This is a genomic window from Rheinheimera marina (assembly GCF_042654345.1).
Classification (GTDB): Bacteria; Pseudomonadota; Gammaproteobacteria; order Enterobacterales; family Alteromonadaceae; genus Pararheinheimera; species Pararheinheimera marina.
This window is the reverse complement of the sequence record NZ_JBHSGB010000010.1, coordinates 593,070-607,836: the sequence shown is the minus strand read 5'-3', so window position 1 is coordinate 607,836 and position 14,767 is coordinate 593,070. Positions and strand designations below refer to the sequence as shown.

At 51.8% G+C, this 14,767-nt stretch carries 13 protein-coding genes; 9 read left to right on the top strand and 4 right to left on the bottom strand.

The annotated features are described in order from the left end of the window. Window positions 1-119 precede the first annotated feature (119 nt). From ACFO3I_RS12430 to ACFO3I_RS12410, 5 genes are all read left to right on the top strand, one after another. Complete coding sequence (locus tag ACFO3I_RS12430; protein ID WP_377334296.1) at window positions 120-758, top strand: peroxiredoxin-like family protein; 639 nt, start codon at window positions 120-122, stop codon at window positions 756-758. A 363-nt stretch (window positions 759-1,121) separates the two neighbouring features. Beyond that, window positions 1,122-2,012 (top strand): N-carbamoylputrescine amidase, encoded by an 891-nt coding sequence (aguB, locus tag ACFO3I_RS12425; RefSeq protein WP_377334295.1) that lies wholly within the window; start codon window positions 1,122-1,124, stop codon window positions 2,010-2,012. Next, on the top strand, window positions 2,013-3,119 hold the full coding sequence (gene aguA / locus ACFO3I_RS12420; protein WP_377334294.1) for an agmatine deiminase: 1,107 nt from the start codon (window positions 2,013-2,015) through the stop codon (window positions 3,117-3,119). A gap of 201 nt (window positions 3,120-3,320) precedes the next feature. Next, window positions 3,321-5,618, top strand: a complete 2,298-nt coding sequence (locus tag ACFO3I_RS12415) for a S8 family serine peptidase (RefSeq protein WP_377334293.1) — start codon at window positions 3,321-3,323, stop codon at window positions 5,616-5,618. Window positions 5,619-5,632: 14 nt separating this feature from the next. Then, complete coding sequence (locus tag ACFO3I_RS12410) at window positions 5,633-6,163, top strand: hypothetical protein (RefSeq protein WP_377334292.1); 531 nt, start codon at window positions 5,633-5,635, stop codon at window positions 6,161-6,163. Window positions 6,164-6,303: 140 nt separating this feature from the next. On the opposite strand, the gene ACFO3I_RS12405 is transcribed toward ACFO3I_RS12410, so the two are convergent. Beyond that, entirely contained in the window at window positions 6,304-10,287 is a 3,984-nt protein-coding gene (locus ACFO3I_RS12405) for a S8 family serine peptidase (protein WP_377334291.1), read from the bottom strand. Between the two features lie 313 nt (window positions 10,288-10,600). Between ACFO3I_RS12405 and ACFO3I_RS12400 the strand changes: the two genes are divergently transcribed. Together ACFO3I_RS12400 and ACFO3I_RS12395 are read left to right on the top strand one after the other, a co-directional pair. Then, window positions 10,601-10,897, top strand: coding sequence for a peptidylprolyl isomerase (locus ACFO3I_RS12400; RefSeq protein ID WP_465269144.1), 297 nt, complete (start codon window positions 10,601-10,603; stop codon window positions 10,895-10,897). A 2-nt stretch (window positions 10,898-10,899) separates the two neighbouring features. Continuing rightward, window positions 10,900-11,421, top strand: a complete 522-nt coding sequence (locus ACFO3I_RS12395) for a GNAT family N-acetyltransferase (protein WP_377334290.1) — start codon at window positions 10,900-10,902, stop codon at window positions 11,419-11,421. A gap of 1 nt (window position 11,422) precedes the next feature. Here the strand turns inward: ACFO3I_RS12395 and ACFO3I_RS12390 are convergent, their stop codons facing one another. Next, on the bottom strand, window positions 11,423-12,682 hold the full coding sequence (locus ACFO3I_RS12390) for a DEAD/DEAH box helicase (protein ID WP_377334289.1): 1,260 nt from the start codon (window positions 12,680-12,682) through the stop codon (window positions 11,423-11,425). Window positions 12,683-12,734: 52 nt separating this feature from the next. Here ACFO3I_RS12390 and ACFO3I_RS12385 point away from each other — a divergent pair, with 52 nt between their 5' ends. Beyond that, entirely contained in the window at window positions 12,735-13,079 is a 345-nt protein-coding gene (locus ACFO3I_RS12385; RefSeq protein WP_377334288.1) for a GIY-YIG nuclease family protein, read from the top strand. 47 nt (window positions 13,080-13,126) lie between these two features. Then, window positions 13,127-14,041, top strand: coding sequence for an AEC family transporter (locus ACFO3I_RS12380; RefSeq protein WP_377334287.1), 915 nt, complete (start codon window positions 13,127-13,129; stop codon window positions 14,039-14,041). Here the strand turns inward: ACFO3I_RS12380 and ACFO3I_RS12375 are convergent. Continuing rightward, window positions 14,001-14,495 (bottom strand): HPP family protein, encoded by a 495-nt coding sequence (locus ACFO3I_RS12375; protein WP_377334286.1) that lies wholly within the window; start codon window positions 14,493-14,495, stop codon window positions 14,001-14,003. The genes ACFO3I_RS12380 and ACFO3I_RS12375 overlap by 41 nt on opposite strands. Before the next feature lie 82 nt (window positions 14,496-14,577). Then, window positions 14,578-14,763, bottom strand: coding sequence for a type II toxin-antitoxin system antitoxin (locus ACFO3I_RS12370; protein ID WP_377334285.1), 186 nt, complete (start codon window positions 14,761-14,763; stop codon window positions 14,578-14,580). Window positions 14,764-14,767: the final 4 nt, after the last annotated feature.

Genomic DNA, 14,767 nt, shown 5'->3' with positions numbered 1-14,767 from the left:
CCATTCTACCGGAAAAATTCCCCCTGTCTTTTGCGCTGGCGCAGCAGTTTTTTAAAAAAGGCTGAAAGAAAACTCCGTGACGACCGGTTTTATCAGCCATACCATCAAGGAGAACCGCAATGAAAAGACTCTATACCACTTTATTTGCCCTGTTGAGCCTGACTGGCGCTGCACAGGCCAGCGAGATAGCGCCAACATCGATGGACGTCCGGCCTGTACCGGCCGGGCTGCAGGCTCCTGATGTGACACTGCAGACCGAGTCCGGTCGCCCAGTTCAGTTAAAAAGCCTGATCAACAAACCCACAGTGCTGGTGTTTTACCGCGGTGGCTGGTGTCCTTACTGCAATACCCAACTGGCTGGCCTGCGCGAGATTGAACCTAAACTGACCACGCTGGGATATCAAATTCTGGCGGTGACACCAGATAGCCCGGATGCCATTGCCCAAAGCCGTAAAGACACCAAAGGTGGCGCCTTGCCTTACACCTTATTGTCCGACAGCCAGTTTGTCGCCGCCAAAGCCTTCGGCATTGCCTATTATCTGGACGCCAAAACCAGCGACGCTTATCTGAACCAGTACAAACTAAACCTGAATAAAGAAGAGCGAACTGGCAAGGTGGTACTGCCGGTTCCGGCTGTGTACTTAGTCGGGGCAGATGGCCTGTTGCAGTACAGCTTTGTCCATATCAATTACAAAGTACGACTGCAAAACGAATTGCTGCTGCATGCCGCCCGGCTGGCTTTGGAAAAAACCGAATAAAACCCGCATCTTTGCCCGTGAATGCTGCATAAAAACCCTGCTTTTATGCAGCATTTTTGTCGGGTCTAAAAGTCATTGACGCACGCTGAAAAATACGGCATTTTGCGCGGCCATTTCACCCTGTACAGCTCCCCTTTTGTGGCTTTTGGTTTTGCCCTTCACCACAAAACTGACTAGAGTAGGCAGGGTTTTTAATTACAACTTCAGTGTGTATACCCAAGTTACTTGGAGTTGCAGGGCGACGACAAGGCATTGAGGCCCAGGAGCATAGTTAACCTATGTGACTGGGGCGAGATGGCGCAGTTAACAATGCTGCAGCTACAAGTGCGACGGGTAGACTGCTCTGGCTTAAGGAGACTTTGCATGCGTAAGGTAACTGTGGCCGCCACCCAAATGATCGGTGGCTGGAATGTGGAAGAAAATATCGCCCGTGGTGAGCGCCTGGTGCGTGACGCGGCCGCCCAGGGCGCGCAGATCATCCTGTTGCAGGAGTTGTTCGAACGCAATTACTTCTGTCAGAAGCAAAAATATGACTACCTGAGCTTTGCCACCACTGTAGAGCAAAACCAGGCCATTGCGCATTTCACGAAGATTGCCAAAGAGCTGAAGGTGGTTCTGCCGATCAGCTTTTATGAAAAAGCCGGCAACTGCCTGTACAACAGCGTGCTGGTGATTGACGCCGACGGCAGCCACTTAGGTATTTACCGTAAGAGCCATATTCCGGATGGCCCGGGTTATTCAGAAAAGTTCTATTTCACGCCAGGCGACACCGGTTTTAAAGTCTGGGACACCGCCTATGCCAAAATCGGTATCGGTATTTGCTGGGATCAGTGGTTCCCTGAAACTGCCCGTTGCATGGCATTAATGGGGGCCGAACTGCTGTTCTACCCAACCGCCATTGGTTCAGAGCCACATGATGGCAACGTGAATTCACGTGAGCACTGGCAACGTACCCAACAGGGCCACGCCGCTGCCAACCTGATCCCACTGATCGCGTCGAACCGCATTGGTGTAGAAACCGAAGAAGATTACAGCATCACCTTCTACGGCAGCTCCTTTATTGCCAACGAATTTGGTGCCAAAGTGCAGGAAGCCGACGAAGTCAGCGAAGCCGTGCTGGTGCATACCTTTGATATGGACGAAGTGGCTGCACACCGTCGCAACTGGGGCGTGTACCGTGACCGCCGCATTGATATCTATGGCGCACTGCAAACCAAAGACGGCCGCACAGTGCCAACAGAAGGAAACAACTAAGTGGCACTTCCTCTGACCAGCACTCCTCGTGCCGATGGCTTTTTTATGCCAGCCGAGTGGGCACAACACAAGCAAACCTGGATGGTCTGGCCTGAACGCAGTGACAACTGGCGTTTAGGTGCCAAACCAGCGCAGCAGGCGTTTTGTACGGTGATCCATGCCATTGCCCGCTTTGAACCTGTCACAGTACTGGCCTCTGCCGCTCAGTTTGCCAATGCCGAAGCGCAGTTATTGGCCACAGCCTCAGCCCACCCAATCCGCGTACTGGAAGTGAGCACAGACGATGCCTGGTGCCGCGACACAGGCCCAACCTTCGTCACTAACGGCACTGAAGTGCGTGGGGTAGACTGGACCTTCAATGCCTGGGGTGGCCTGAACGGCGGTTTGTATTTCCCCTGGCAACGTGACGACCAGGTCGCACATAAAATTCTTAATGTGGAAGGCTTAAAACGCTACCGCACCGAAGGTTTTGTGCTGGAAGGCGGCGCTATTCATACCGACGGTGAAGGCACCCTGCTGACCACCGAAGAATGCCTGCTGAACCCAAACCGCAACCCGGATTTAAACCGTGAGCAAATTGAACAGATGCTGTCGGATTATTTGGGCATCGACAAAGTGATTTGGCTCAAAGACGGCATTTTCAACGACGAAACTGACGGTCACGTTGACAACATGTGCTGCTTTGTCGGCCCGGCAGAAGTGCTGCTGGCCTGGACAGACGATGTGAGCGACCCGCAGTATGAGCGCTCACGTGCCGCCCTTGACGTGCTGGAAAACAGCACGGACGCCAAAGGCCGTAAATTCACTGTGCATAAGCTACCGGTACCAGGCCCATTACTGGCCAAAGCCGAAGAGTACGCCACAGTGGATTTAACCGGTGTGGCGACTGCCCGTGAAGCCGAAGCGCGTCTGGCCGGTTCCTACATCAACTTCTATCTGTGTAACGGTGGTTTAGTGTTACCGGTATTTGATGATGCCAACGACCAGGTAGCGGTGGAGATCCTGTCCAAAGTATTCCCACAGCATCAAATCGTCACAGTACCAGGCCGGGAAATTTTGCTCGGTGGCGGTAACGTGCACTGCATTACCCAGCAGCAGCCACGTTAAGCGCTCTTTTTTACGTTGCAAAGCCAGCTACCTTAGCTGGCTTTTTCATTTCAACATAACAAAACAATTAATAAACAAAATTAACAAATTAATTTCAACCACCTGGTGCTCGTGGTAGGATTTTTCGGTTCAGTGCTCTCAACGCGCATCGGGAGCATTGAACAAATGGATTTAATTTTAGGAACACAGAGAGCAATACGAATGTTTAAGTTAAAACACTCTGCACTGGCGGCCGCTGTGCTGGTCGCATTAACCGCCTGTGGCGGTAGTGATGGCGATAAAAATATCGCGCCTCAAGCCCTGAACGTGGATTTGTCTGGTATTCAGGCTCGCGACTGGGTGCCCCTGACCGGCAGCTTCGCTGCGGCTGACTCTAACAAAGATGACACACTGGCAGTCAGTGCGATCACTGAGAATGGCGCCGCTGTCACCGCCTCTTCAGGTGTCTATAGCCTGAGCAAAGGTAAGTTAACAGTCAGCGGTCTGAATTTTACCTTTACCCCAACCGCAACCGGCCAGCAAGTGTTTGGTTATACCGTCACGGACGGCGACAAAACCGCGTCAGCCACAGTCACCATCGCCTCTGCAGGCACAGACCCGTTAGCCGCACAACAGTGGCATTTACATAACACAGGTCAGGCTGCCTATTCGCAAAGTGATTCATTGTATGAAACCTATTTCACATTACTGACTGATTTATTTGGTCTGAGTGCTGAGCGCGCCAATGCTATTGTGGAATCGCGTAAAGACCCGGAAATTCGTGTCGCGGGAGAAGACATGAACGTTCGCAAAGCGTACGAAGCCGGTGTGACAGGCCAGGGTGTGGTCGCTGTGGTGGTCGATTCAGGCCTGGAAATTGCTCACGAAGACTTGGTCAACAATGTGCTGCCAAATCGTTCACTGAACTTTGTCCCCGGCGTGCTAAACCCGATGGACCCAACCAACCTGAGCACCACGGGCGACCATGGTACCAGCGTGGCAGGCCTGATTGCCGCTGAAGGTTGGAACGGCCTGGGTGGCCGTGGTGTCGCACCAGACGCCAAGCTGATTGGTATGAACTATCTGGAAGAGCAAAGTACGCTGGCGTTCCTGTTAAGTCATGGTATCCCGGGCAGCGGTATTGCAGCGGATGAAGCCGTTGCTGTATTTAACCGCAGCTATGGCGCCACAATTCCGGCTTCTGTAGCTTATTCTGAATTTGATGAAGCAGTGCAATTGTTCAGCGCCAGCGAACTGCGCTCTGGCCTCGGTGCGGTGAATACCAAGTCCAGCGGTAACAGCTTTGAAGATGGCAGCGCTGACTTTGACAATGACCTCTGTGCCGCCAATGGCGCCAACGATTTGGGGCTGACCTGCTACAACGCCAATATGGAACCGTCGCAGGCCACTTCTTATTACTTCAGCGTGGCTGCAGTGAACAGTGACGGCCGTCACACTAGCTACTCCACAGCTGGTGCTAACTTGCTGGTCGCTGCACCATCAGGCGAATACGGTGATTTTGCCCCTGCGATGGTCACCACGGATCAGATGTCTTGTCTGCGTGGTTACAGCAGCTTTGATTACGCCGATATTTACGACAATGCCTACTTCCCGGGTTTCTTTGCCGGTTTCTATCCGTTCAACGCCCCTGGTCATCCGGACAATACCAGCTGTAACTACACCTCGACCTTCAACGGCACTTCGTCTGCGGCGCCAAATGCAGCAGGGGTAGTGGCACTGATAGCCTCTGCCAACCCCAATTTAAGCTACCGTGATATCCGTCATATTCTGGTCACCACCAGCACCAAAGTGGATGCGGAAAATGCACCTGTCATCCTGGAAACCGCCAACGGCGACTTTACAGCCCACCAGGGCTGGGTGAAAAACGCCGCCGGTTACTCGTTCAATAACCTGTATGGTTATGGCCGGGTTAATGCCGGTGCAGCAGTAGCTGCAGCCAAAGCCTACAAACAAAACTTAGCCGAGCAGCAAGTCACCGGCTGGAATGGCGTGGGTAGTTATGCCGCAGAAACCCCAACAGCCTTAGCACTACCAGTACCTGACAACAGCGCTACAGGTGCCAGCCTGACTATTGATGTCACTGAAGACATCACGGTAGAAGCTGCCCAGTTTAAATTTTCAGTGGCCAACCCAGAGATGCAATTTGGCTTTGACGCAGCCTCCGGTTATGTACAAACCACGGCAGGTATCGACTTAGCGATTGAAGTCACCTCACCGGCCGGAACCAAAAGCGTGCTGCTGTCCTCCAAACAAGCATTGATCCTGCCAGCGCTGACAGAGGATTTTTTCTTCCAGCCTGGTTATATCCTCAATGACGCAGTGTTCCTGTCAAATGCCTTTTATGGTGAAAACGCCAAAGGAAGCTGGACCATCAAAGTACTGGACGTCAATGGCGGCAATTATGCAGCCTCAGGCGGCTACCTGGATGTAGACGGGTACCAGAACAACACTGAAGCCTCTGTGGTGGAAGGTGTCGCCTTGCGTGTATTAGGTCATTAATAAAGGAATTGCATATGAGATTTACATTAACCTTCGTTGCACTGACCTGTGCAAGCATGGCTGCAGGTGCACAAACGCTGCCAACCAATCCGGTACTGCAACCTAAAGCAGTCGCCAAGGCGGAATCGCTGAAAGCCGAAAAAGCCGATTTTGGTGTTTATCAAATCCAAAACAGCTTAACGGTGGCGCCTGCAAACCTGGCAACCAGCAAAGTCGCGGAAGTGTCGGGTCAAGCCATAGTTCAGGCCCCTCAGGCAAGTACAGACAACACTTTAAAAGCCAACACCGTAGTTCGCAATTTGCTGACTGGCGATTATGGTGTGGTGACAGGTCGCTTGTCGGTGTTGGCAAAAGACAAAAATGCGCTGAGCGCGCTTGAACAGCAATTCGGCTTAAAACAGGTCAAGAGTGCCGGGCCGCGTATTGCGTTGCTGCAGGCGCCGGCCGGTGCCGACCTGACCGATTTGCTGCAGTCAGTCCGCCAGTCTGGTCTGGTGAGCGAAGCGCGGCTGGACGTGCTTGAAAAACGCAATAAGCCGCAGTAGAGGTTGTAACCACTTGAGCTAAATGCCAAAAACAAAGCCGGTCAATTGACCGGCTTTTTTAGTAGCTGAAAAAAACACTGGTAGCCTGCCATAAAAAAACCGCCGGACCAGCCGGCGGTTTTTAGCAGAACATCTGAGGCTTATTTACGACGACGTAACAGCGCCAGAGGTAATAACAACAGGGTTAACCAACCAGTGCTACCACCAGAAGAGCTCTTCTGAGGTTCAGGTACATCATTGATGTTCAGTGTCACCTGGACAGGTGCTGAACTCAGAGTACCGTCAGAAGCCACAACACTGAATACAGCCGTTGAATTGGCGGTAACAGCAGGACCAGTCACTGTCACTGTGGCTGTTTTCGCACTGATAGCAATAGTCGGGCCTGATACCTGTGTCCAGGTGTAGGTCAGTGGATCGCCGTCCACATCTGCACCGGTTACAGACAAGGTCGCAGTTGCCCCCTCATTCACGGTCACAGCAGCGCCCGCAGTCAGTGTAGGCGCATCATTCACTGCGGCCACATTCACAGTAACTGTTGTAGGTACAGTCTTCACGCCAGCTTCGTCTTCAGACTGATAGGTGAAGCTGTCAGTACCGTTGAAGTTAGCCGCAGGTGTGTAAACAAACTTGCCTTCGGTCACAGCCACCGCACCATGTGCCGGAGCAGTCACAACCATTGGTACGCTTAACGCGCCTGCAGGCTTCACGGTCAGTTTGTTAAAGGCGCTTTGCGTCTGGCCATTGTTGGTCACTTTTACCTGAACCACTTTCTGGAATGAACTGGCGTCATTAGCCATCACATCAACAGCTTCACTGACACTATCTTCATCCACAGCAATGGTGTCGGCTTTGCCTAACGCCAGCTCACCGGTATTTTCCAGTTGATAGTTCATCGTCAGCTTACCGCCACCAACGCTGACTAAGTCCAGTCCTGTTGACGAGGCTGGTGCAGTACCAGTGCCATTGTAGTAACGGGTTACACCCAGAGTACCAGCTAAATCTTCCGCGCCTACAGTCACATTGGCTGGCATTGCCGCCATATTGACGTAGTTAAAGAAGATGTCTTGTGGTGCATTTAACGCCATCCAGGCCTGGAAGGTGTATTCCTTACCTGTCGTATCTGCATACACCTGCACCTTGTTCCATTCAACGACCAGGTAACGAACAGTGCCCAGCGTGTAGATACCGTAGTACAGGTTACCACCACCAGTGCTGCCACCGGCAAGGTCCAAGTCGGTCCAGAATGGCGCAATCAGGTTATTTGGTGCAGTACCACTCGGTAATTGCTGGTTCGCGTATGAAGGTGATGGTGCTGTCGTGCCATTGGTAAAGTTAATAATACCGTTGTCTGACAGGTACACACGGTTGTAGGTCTGACCGTTAAAGGTCACAGGTAAACCTGCACCACCTAAGTTCAGGCCGGTATAGAACTCGTCACAGTCACCGGTACAAGCCACTCGGGTACCGCCAGTTGCTGCAACAGTAAAGCCGTTCACAAACGAGCTGGAGCTCAGTTGCATAGACGGTGTGCTCATTGCACCTGACCAAGACACAGTGCCAGCATCTGCATTGGCATCAAACAGGTATTGAGTACCGTTTTCGACCGACACAGCAGCACTGGAATCCACCAGTTTGGTACCGGCTGGCAGCTTAGAGATCACCGAAATCTGGCCAGTGAAGGCCTTGTTATTGAAGGTTGACACCACTGCAGCAGGGGTGGTTGAAGTTAATTCGCCAGACGCCACTGTCGAAACCGCGGTGCTGTCAGACGATGTTGCTACCCGCACAGCAATTGGCATGGTCGCTGTAGGAATTGCAGAATCATTGGCAGTCCACAGCACGTTACCAAAGCTCCAGCTATCCAGCGCTGCAAAATTGCCGTTTAACTTCAGGCTGAACTCGGCAGAATCACCTGCAGTGCCATATGGCTTCAGCGTGACAGATGCCACATTAAACTCACCTGTCATCGCAGAGTCAGTCAGATTCAACGAAGGCGTCCAGGTCACTTCTTTATCTGTCATGTTGCGGATAGTACGAGTGAAGGTACATTCACCCACACAAGGGTCCTGAGCAAATGATGGCTTATCAAAAGTCACACCTGCTTTGCTGGCGCGTTGTAAATCCAGACGACCGGCACCAATATCAAATGGAGTGGTCGGCGTGACTGAATCTTCTTTTTTCAGACCATTCACTGCAGTGGAAGTTAAGGCGGTCTTGATTTCAACCGGAGTCCAGTCCGGATACAGTTGTTTCATCACAGCCGCAGCACCAGCAACGTGCGGTGACGCCATTGAGGTACCACTGTTCAGCTGGAAGGTGCGTGAATCAGCAAAACCATCTGGCGAAGTGGCAGACAGAATGCTGCTACCCGGAGCACCAATGTCTGGCTTCAGGAAGCCGCTGTCACCATTAGGCCCACGTGAAGAGAAGTCGCTCATGATGTCAGTGAATTGAGCAGACAATACACGGTCAGCGCTGATGCTGATTGTAACTGCTGCATCGCCTGCAGCAGCCAACTTGGCGCCATCGGCTTTACTGATCATGACCGCAGGAATACTGATCCCGGGTGTCGACATAATGGATGGTGCACCATCACTGTTCTGAATAACGATCAGACCTATGGCACCAGCCGCAGCAGCATTATTGGCCTTATCACTAAAAGCGCAGGTACCACGCGAAATCACCGCAATTTTGTCTTTAAACACATCCGCCGGGAAAGCAGCACAACCTAATGCATTATCAGGTGCTACATCAGTTGCAAAAACAACAGGAGCAACCACATCAGCCGTCAGGTCTTTTACTGTGTCAGCAAACAAAGAGCCAGCAATCGCCAAATAGTCAGAACCAGCAACGCTGACTTTGTTGGCAAAGTAACGACCGTGAGTGGTACTTGCTACAGAAATGCCACTTTCAATACAAGAAGGACAACCAATGGTTTTAGCAGTAGGACCATCGTTACCCGCTGCAGTCACCACAACCACACCTGCAGCTTCAGCTGCATGGAACGACGACAGGTATGGGCTGGCTGCTGGATCGCCGCCAGCACCACCACCCCAGGAGTTGTTAATGACATCAGCGCCGTCTTTCACCGCCCAGTCCAGCGCTTCTAATAACATCACGTTGGAACCACTACCAGTCACAGTGGTAACACCATTGGTCGTACGGTAGACCTGGAACAGGGCTTTATACGCCATCAGGTATGCGCCTGGCGCCACACCTGAAATATCGACTTTGGTGTAACCCGGCGTTGGTTCATTGACCACATTGCCTTCAGCGTCTGTATTGCCTGAGCCATTGAAATAAATGGTGGTAGGCATACCCAGTACTGTACCGGCCACGTGGGTACCATGACCGCCCTGACCCAATGGGCTCATGTATTCTTGTTCAATAGTGGCAAAAGTTGGCGCGCTGTAACGGGCAACGATCAACTTGTTGTTACAGAAATCAGGCTGAATAGTTGCACAGTAGTCGTCAGCTGGACGGAAGCCTGGAGCCGCCATACCGTCGTCACGGAACATTGGGTTTTCAGGGCGGATACCGCCATCAATCACCGCAACTTTGACGCCCTTACCCGCTTCAGCACTGCCGCCTAATTGCTCCCAAACTTGTTTGGCCTTGATCAAACTCAGCGAGGCGTCCATTTGTTCATAATACATTTCTTCGCGGAACACTTTGCTGACGCCTGGTACTGCAGCCAGTTGTTCAAAGATGTCGTCCTGAGAAGTTACCACCACGCCGTTAAACACGGTGTCATAGTGACGTTCAATCTGGGCATCTGGCAGAGACTTTTTCAGGCTTTGCGCAAAGCTGTTGCGCTCGGCAGCCAGCACAGCAGAATGTTTAGTCACTGCAGCAGACGACATATCCAGTCGGTTGCCTTTGGCGGATGAGGATGCTGGCGCAGCAGAGACTGCGGCTTCCGCTAATGGAGCATTTTCCAGCTGAACGATAAAATAGTGTGGACGTTCCTCTAAATTTATTTTGTTTTTCACCGCAGTGTCGTAAGTAACAATGCCTTCAAACTCTGGTGAAAAAATGGATTTTTGTGGAGTGGACGCGAACGCCTGACCTGCCAGCGCCGCTGAAATGGCGACTGCGACAAGTGAATACCCTTTATTTTGCATAATGAACCTTCCTAGATTTCAAGTTTTTATTATTTGCATTGCCAGCAGCAACGCTGTTGCGCCTTAAACTTATATTACTTTTTAATTACAAATTACAAGTAGTTGTTAACCAACTTCGTCGCAAGCAAACAAAAAGCTTTAAACAAGCCATTAGAAAACCACATGAAAATCACATAGATAAAATTAATTCACCTATAGATTTTGCATATTCGCTCCATATTCTTGTGATAACTGCGTTAACAAACACAAAAATAGCCCCTTGCTTATCTGTTTCACCTCAGTACAGATAAACGGGTAGAATGCCGCAACTCTTATGAATTGGATGATCGCGATGCCAAAAGCCTGTGCTTGCCATATTTTGGTGAAAACTGCAGCAGAAGCAGAAAAATTAAAGCAACTACTCGCCAAAGGCGCCAGTTTTCATGAGCTGGCAAAAAAGCATTCGTTGTGTCCGTCTGGAAAAAAAGGCGGGGATTTAGGCGAATTTAAACCAGGTCAAATGGTAAAAGCCTTTGATGATGTGGTGTTTAAAAAAGCCATTCTGGAAGTGCATGGCCCGGTGAAAACCCAGTTTGGTTACCATCTGATCAAAACCCTGTACAGGTCCTGAGCATGCAATTTGTCCACTGCACCTTTGACCAGCATGCTGAAGCCATACTGGCCATTTTTAATCATGCCATTTTGCATACCACAGCTTTGTACGAATACAAACCCAGAAGCATCGAAACAATGCAAAACTGGTTTGTGGCTAAGCAGGCGGGCAATTTCCCTGTGCTCGGTTTAATGGACGAACATAATAAACTGGTTGCCTTTGGTAGTTATGGCACCTTCAGGGCCTTTCCCGCGTTTAAATACTCCGTCGAGCATTCGGTGTATGTGGCGCCTGATCAGCAAGGCAAAGGTTATGGCCGACTGGTGCTGCAACGGCTGATAGAGCAGGCGACAGCAGAAAATTATCATCTGCTGATCGGGGGTATTGACGCGGCGAATGAAGGCAGCATTGCGCTGCATAAGAAACTTGGTTTTGTGCACAGTGGCACCATTGCTGAAGCTGGCTTTAAATTCGGCCGCTGGCTGGATTTGGCTTTCTACCAGCTAAAACTGGCCACACCAGCGGAACCTGTAGACGGCTGAGCTACTTCTTACCAAGCGCCTGAGCCCGCAATTTAGCTTTTTCTTTCGACAGTTGGCGGTTACGGCTTGGCGCTTTTTTGGTGGAAACGGCAGATTCTGCCTGACTGCTGCGATGATTCAGACTGGGGTCGTGTTCATAACCCGGCAATACTTCAGGCTGCAATACCTGTCGGGTCAGCTTTTCGATACTGCGCAGCATCGGCAGATCGTCTTTAGTCAGCAGTGTCAATGCAAGACCGCACAGCCCCGCCCTGCCGGTACGACCAATACGGTGCACATAATCTTCGGCATCCTGGGGCAAATCGTAATTGACCACTACAGGTAACTGTTCAATATCCAGGCCCCGGGCCGCTACGTCGGTCGCCACCAGTACATTCAGTTTGTTCGCTTTAAAATCTGTTAAGGCTTTCAGACGGGCGCCCTGGCTTTTGTCGCCGTGAATAGCGCCGGCTTCTATGCCATCCAGCCTCAGTTGCTTACACAGCTTCTCTGCACCATCCCGGGTGCGACAGAACACCAGCACCTGAGTCCATTGCCTGGAGCCAATCAGGTACGACAACAACTCCCGCTTACGCTGTGAGTCCACCTGGTACACCAGCTGGTCAACTTTGTCGGCAGTACTGTTGGCTCTGGCCACTTCTATATGCTCAGGCTGGTTTAATAAAGTCGTGGCCAATGCCTTAACCGGTTTGGAGAAAGTGGCAGAAAAAAACAAGGTTTGCCGGTTGGCTGGCAGGCGCTGGAGAATGCGCTGGATATCCGGCAAAAACCCCATATCCAACATCCGGTCAGCCTCATCCAACACCAGGTACTGCAATTCATCCAGACTGACAGTGCCCTGGTGCAGGTGATCCAACAAGCGGCCAGGAGTCGCCACCAGAATATCCAGGCCGCGGGCCGCTGCATCGTATTGAGGACGAATCGAGACGCCGCCATAAAACACTGCGGTTTTCAGCATCAGGCTCTGACCATAGCTTTGCACCGACTCAAACACCTGCTGCGCCAGCTCCCGGGTGGGGGTCAGGATTAAGGCTCTGGCCTGCAGAAAGCTCACCGCATTCGCCTGATTGAGCAACAGCTGCAACAAAGGCAGTACAAAGGCCGCGGTTTTGCCGGTGCCTGTCTGCGCTGCCGCCAAGACGTCTTTGCCCTGCAACACCAGCGGAATACACTGCTGCTGCACTGCTGTTGGCTGCTGATAACCCAGTTGCAGCAACCTGTCTTGCAGGCGTGGGTCCAAAGCAAAGCTGGCAAATGACATCGGAGATCCTTTAAAGTAGGCGGCAAAAAAGGCCGCTAGTCTAATTCCTTCCATGCAGCTTAGCAAAAGCAAGTCCGTCGTCTGGTACTTATATCTGGTGAAAAGTCCGACAGGGATGCTGTATACCGGCATCAGCACCGAACCCGCTCGCCGTTTGCGCCAGCACAATGGTGAATTGGCTGGGGGTGCCAAAGCACTGCGCGGCAAAGGTCCATTTGAACTGGCTTTCAGCCTGGCCTTTGCTGACAAAAGCAGCGCCAGTAAAGCCGAAGCTTTGGTGAAAAGCTGGAGCAAAGAACGAAAACTGCAGCTGTGCCTGCATCAGCCATTGCCGCTGGACCAGCTCAATCAGTTGTGCGGCGAAAGTCGTATCGAAGCATCACAACCAGCAGGTTAAACTAAGCCTGTTCTGGTGCCGCCTTTAGCACCAGCCCCGGAGCCGTTATGGAAAATTTTGCGTTAGTCCTGGTCTATCTGTTGCTGGGGTATTTCCTGCGTCGCCTGCCGCAGTTTCCAGCCAATACAGGTTTAGTCCTGAACCAGTTTGTGCTTTATATCGCGCTGCCGGCTCTGGTGTTGCAGAAAATCCCTCAGCTGCAATTTTCCAGTCAGTTGCTGCTGCCGGCTTTCATCCCTTGGGCACTATTGCTGCTGGTGGCGGTGGCGGTGGTGTTGGCCGGTCGCGTCTGGGGTTGGCAACGCCAGACCACAGCGGCCCTGCTGGTGGTGTTGCCGCTGGGCAATACCTCATTTTTGGGCTTCCCGATGGTCGAAGCCTTTTTTGGCTCTTCAGCTCTGCCGGTCGCGATGATTTACGATCAGGCCGGTTCTTTTGTCGCCCTCGCGACCTGGTCAACCATTATTGCCGCTCTATACAATCCGAATGCGGACAAACCCACTGTTGGCAGCATCAGTAAACGCATTCTGCTGTTCCCGTCTTTTATTGCGTTGGCCACAGCACTTTTGCTGAAAAACTGGGCTTACCCTTACCCGGCTTTTATCGACACCTTGTTAAGCAGCCTGTCCGCCACGCTGGTTCCTGTGATTATGATTGCGGTAGGTTTTCAGTTCAGGTTGCAACTGGAGCCGGGAGAAAAAGGTCCGCTGGCCTTTGCGGTGGCAGTCAAGCTATTGGGCATGCCATTGTGTGCCTGGCTAATTCTGCTGGCATTTCATGTGGAGCAGCAAATCCTGCAAGTCACCGTCTTCGAAGCAGCTATGCCACCCATGGTGTCTGCGGGTGCCATTGCTATTGCTGCAGGCTTGGCACCGCGTTTTGTGTCGGCACTGGTTGGACTGGGATTGGTGCTGAGTTTTATTACTCTGCCTTTGTGGTCTGCGCTGCTCGGCGGCGTTTAAACCAGCCGTGGCTTAATTGATGGCTGTGATGGTAACACCAGGCCGTGACAACCATCACGGTTGAGCCGGTTAGTACAGGGTTCAATAAAAACCACCAGTCGGGAGTCGTCAGCATCACCAGCAATGCTGTTGCTCCGGCCGGAGGATGAGTGATGTGCAGCAACACCATCAAGCCAATAGAGATCCCTACCGCCAATGCAGTCACCAAGGTACTTTGACCAAACTGATGCAGCAGCACCAATGCGACCAGAGTGGCCAAAAAATGGCCGCCAATCACATTCAGGGGCCGAGCCAGAGGACTGTCAGGTAAGGCGAACAGAATCACGGCTGTAGCCCCAAAAGGGGCCATTAACAAAATATGTTGCCATTGTTGTAACATCGATAAAGCAGCTATAGCTGCGGTAGCTCCGACACCTGCGATAATGGCTTTTAACCCCAGACTATAATGCTGCATTGACCTTCCCGACAGGCTGAGCTCCAACTTTGGGCGGCATGATAAAAGTTGCGGCAACGTTCAGCAAGATGAAAACGATGGATCAGTTTTCTGATGTTTCCTGATCTGGTGCTGGCGAGACTTTGGGCAGACGCCCTGCTTTACGCAGCGCGTCATGCAACAGGTATTCAATCTGACCATTCAGGCTGCGAAACTCCTGGTCGGCCCATTGCTGCAGCGCAGCCAGGCTCTGTTCGTCAATTCGCAGCGCAAAAGGTTTTTTTGCCACGCCA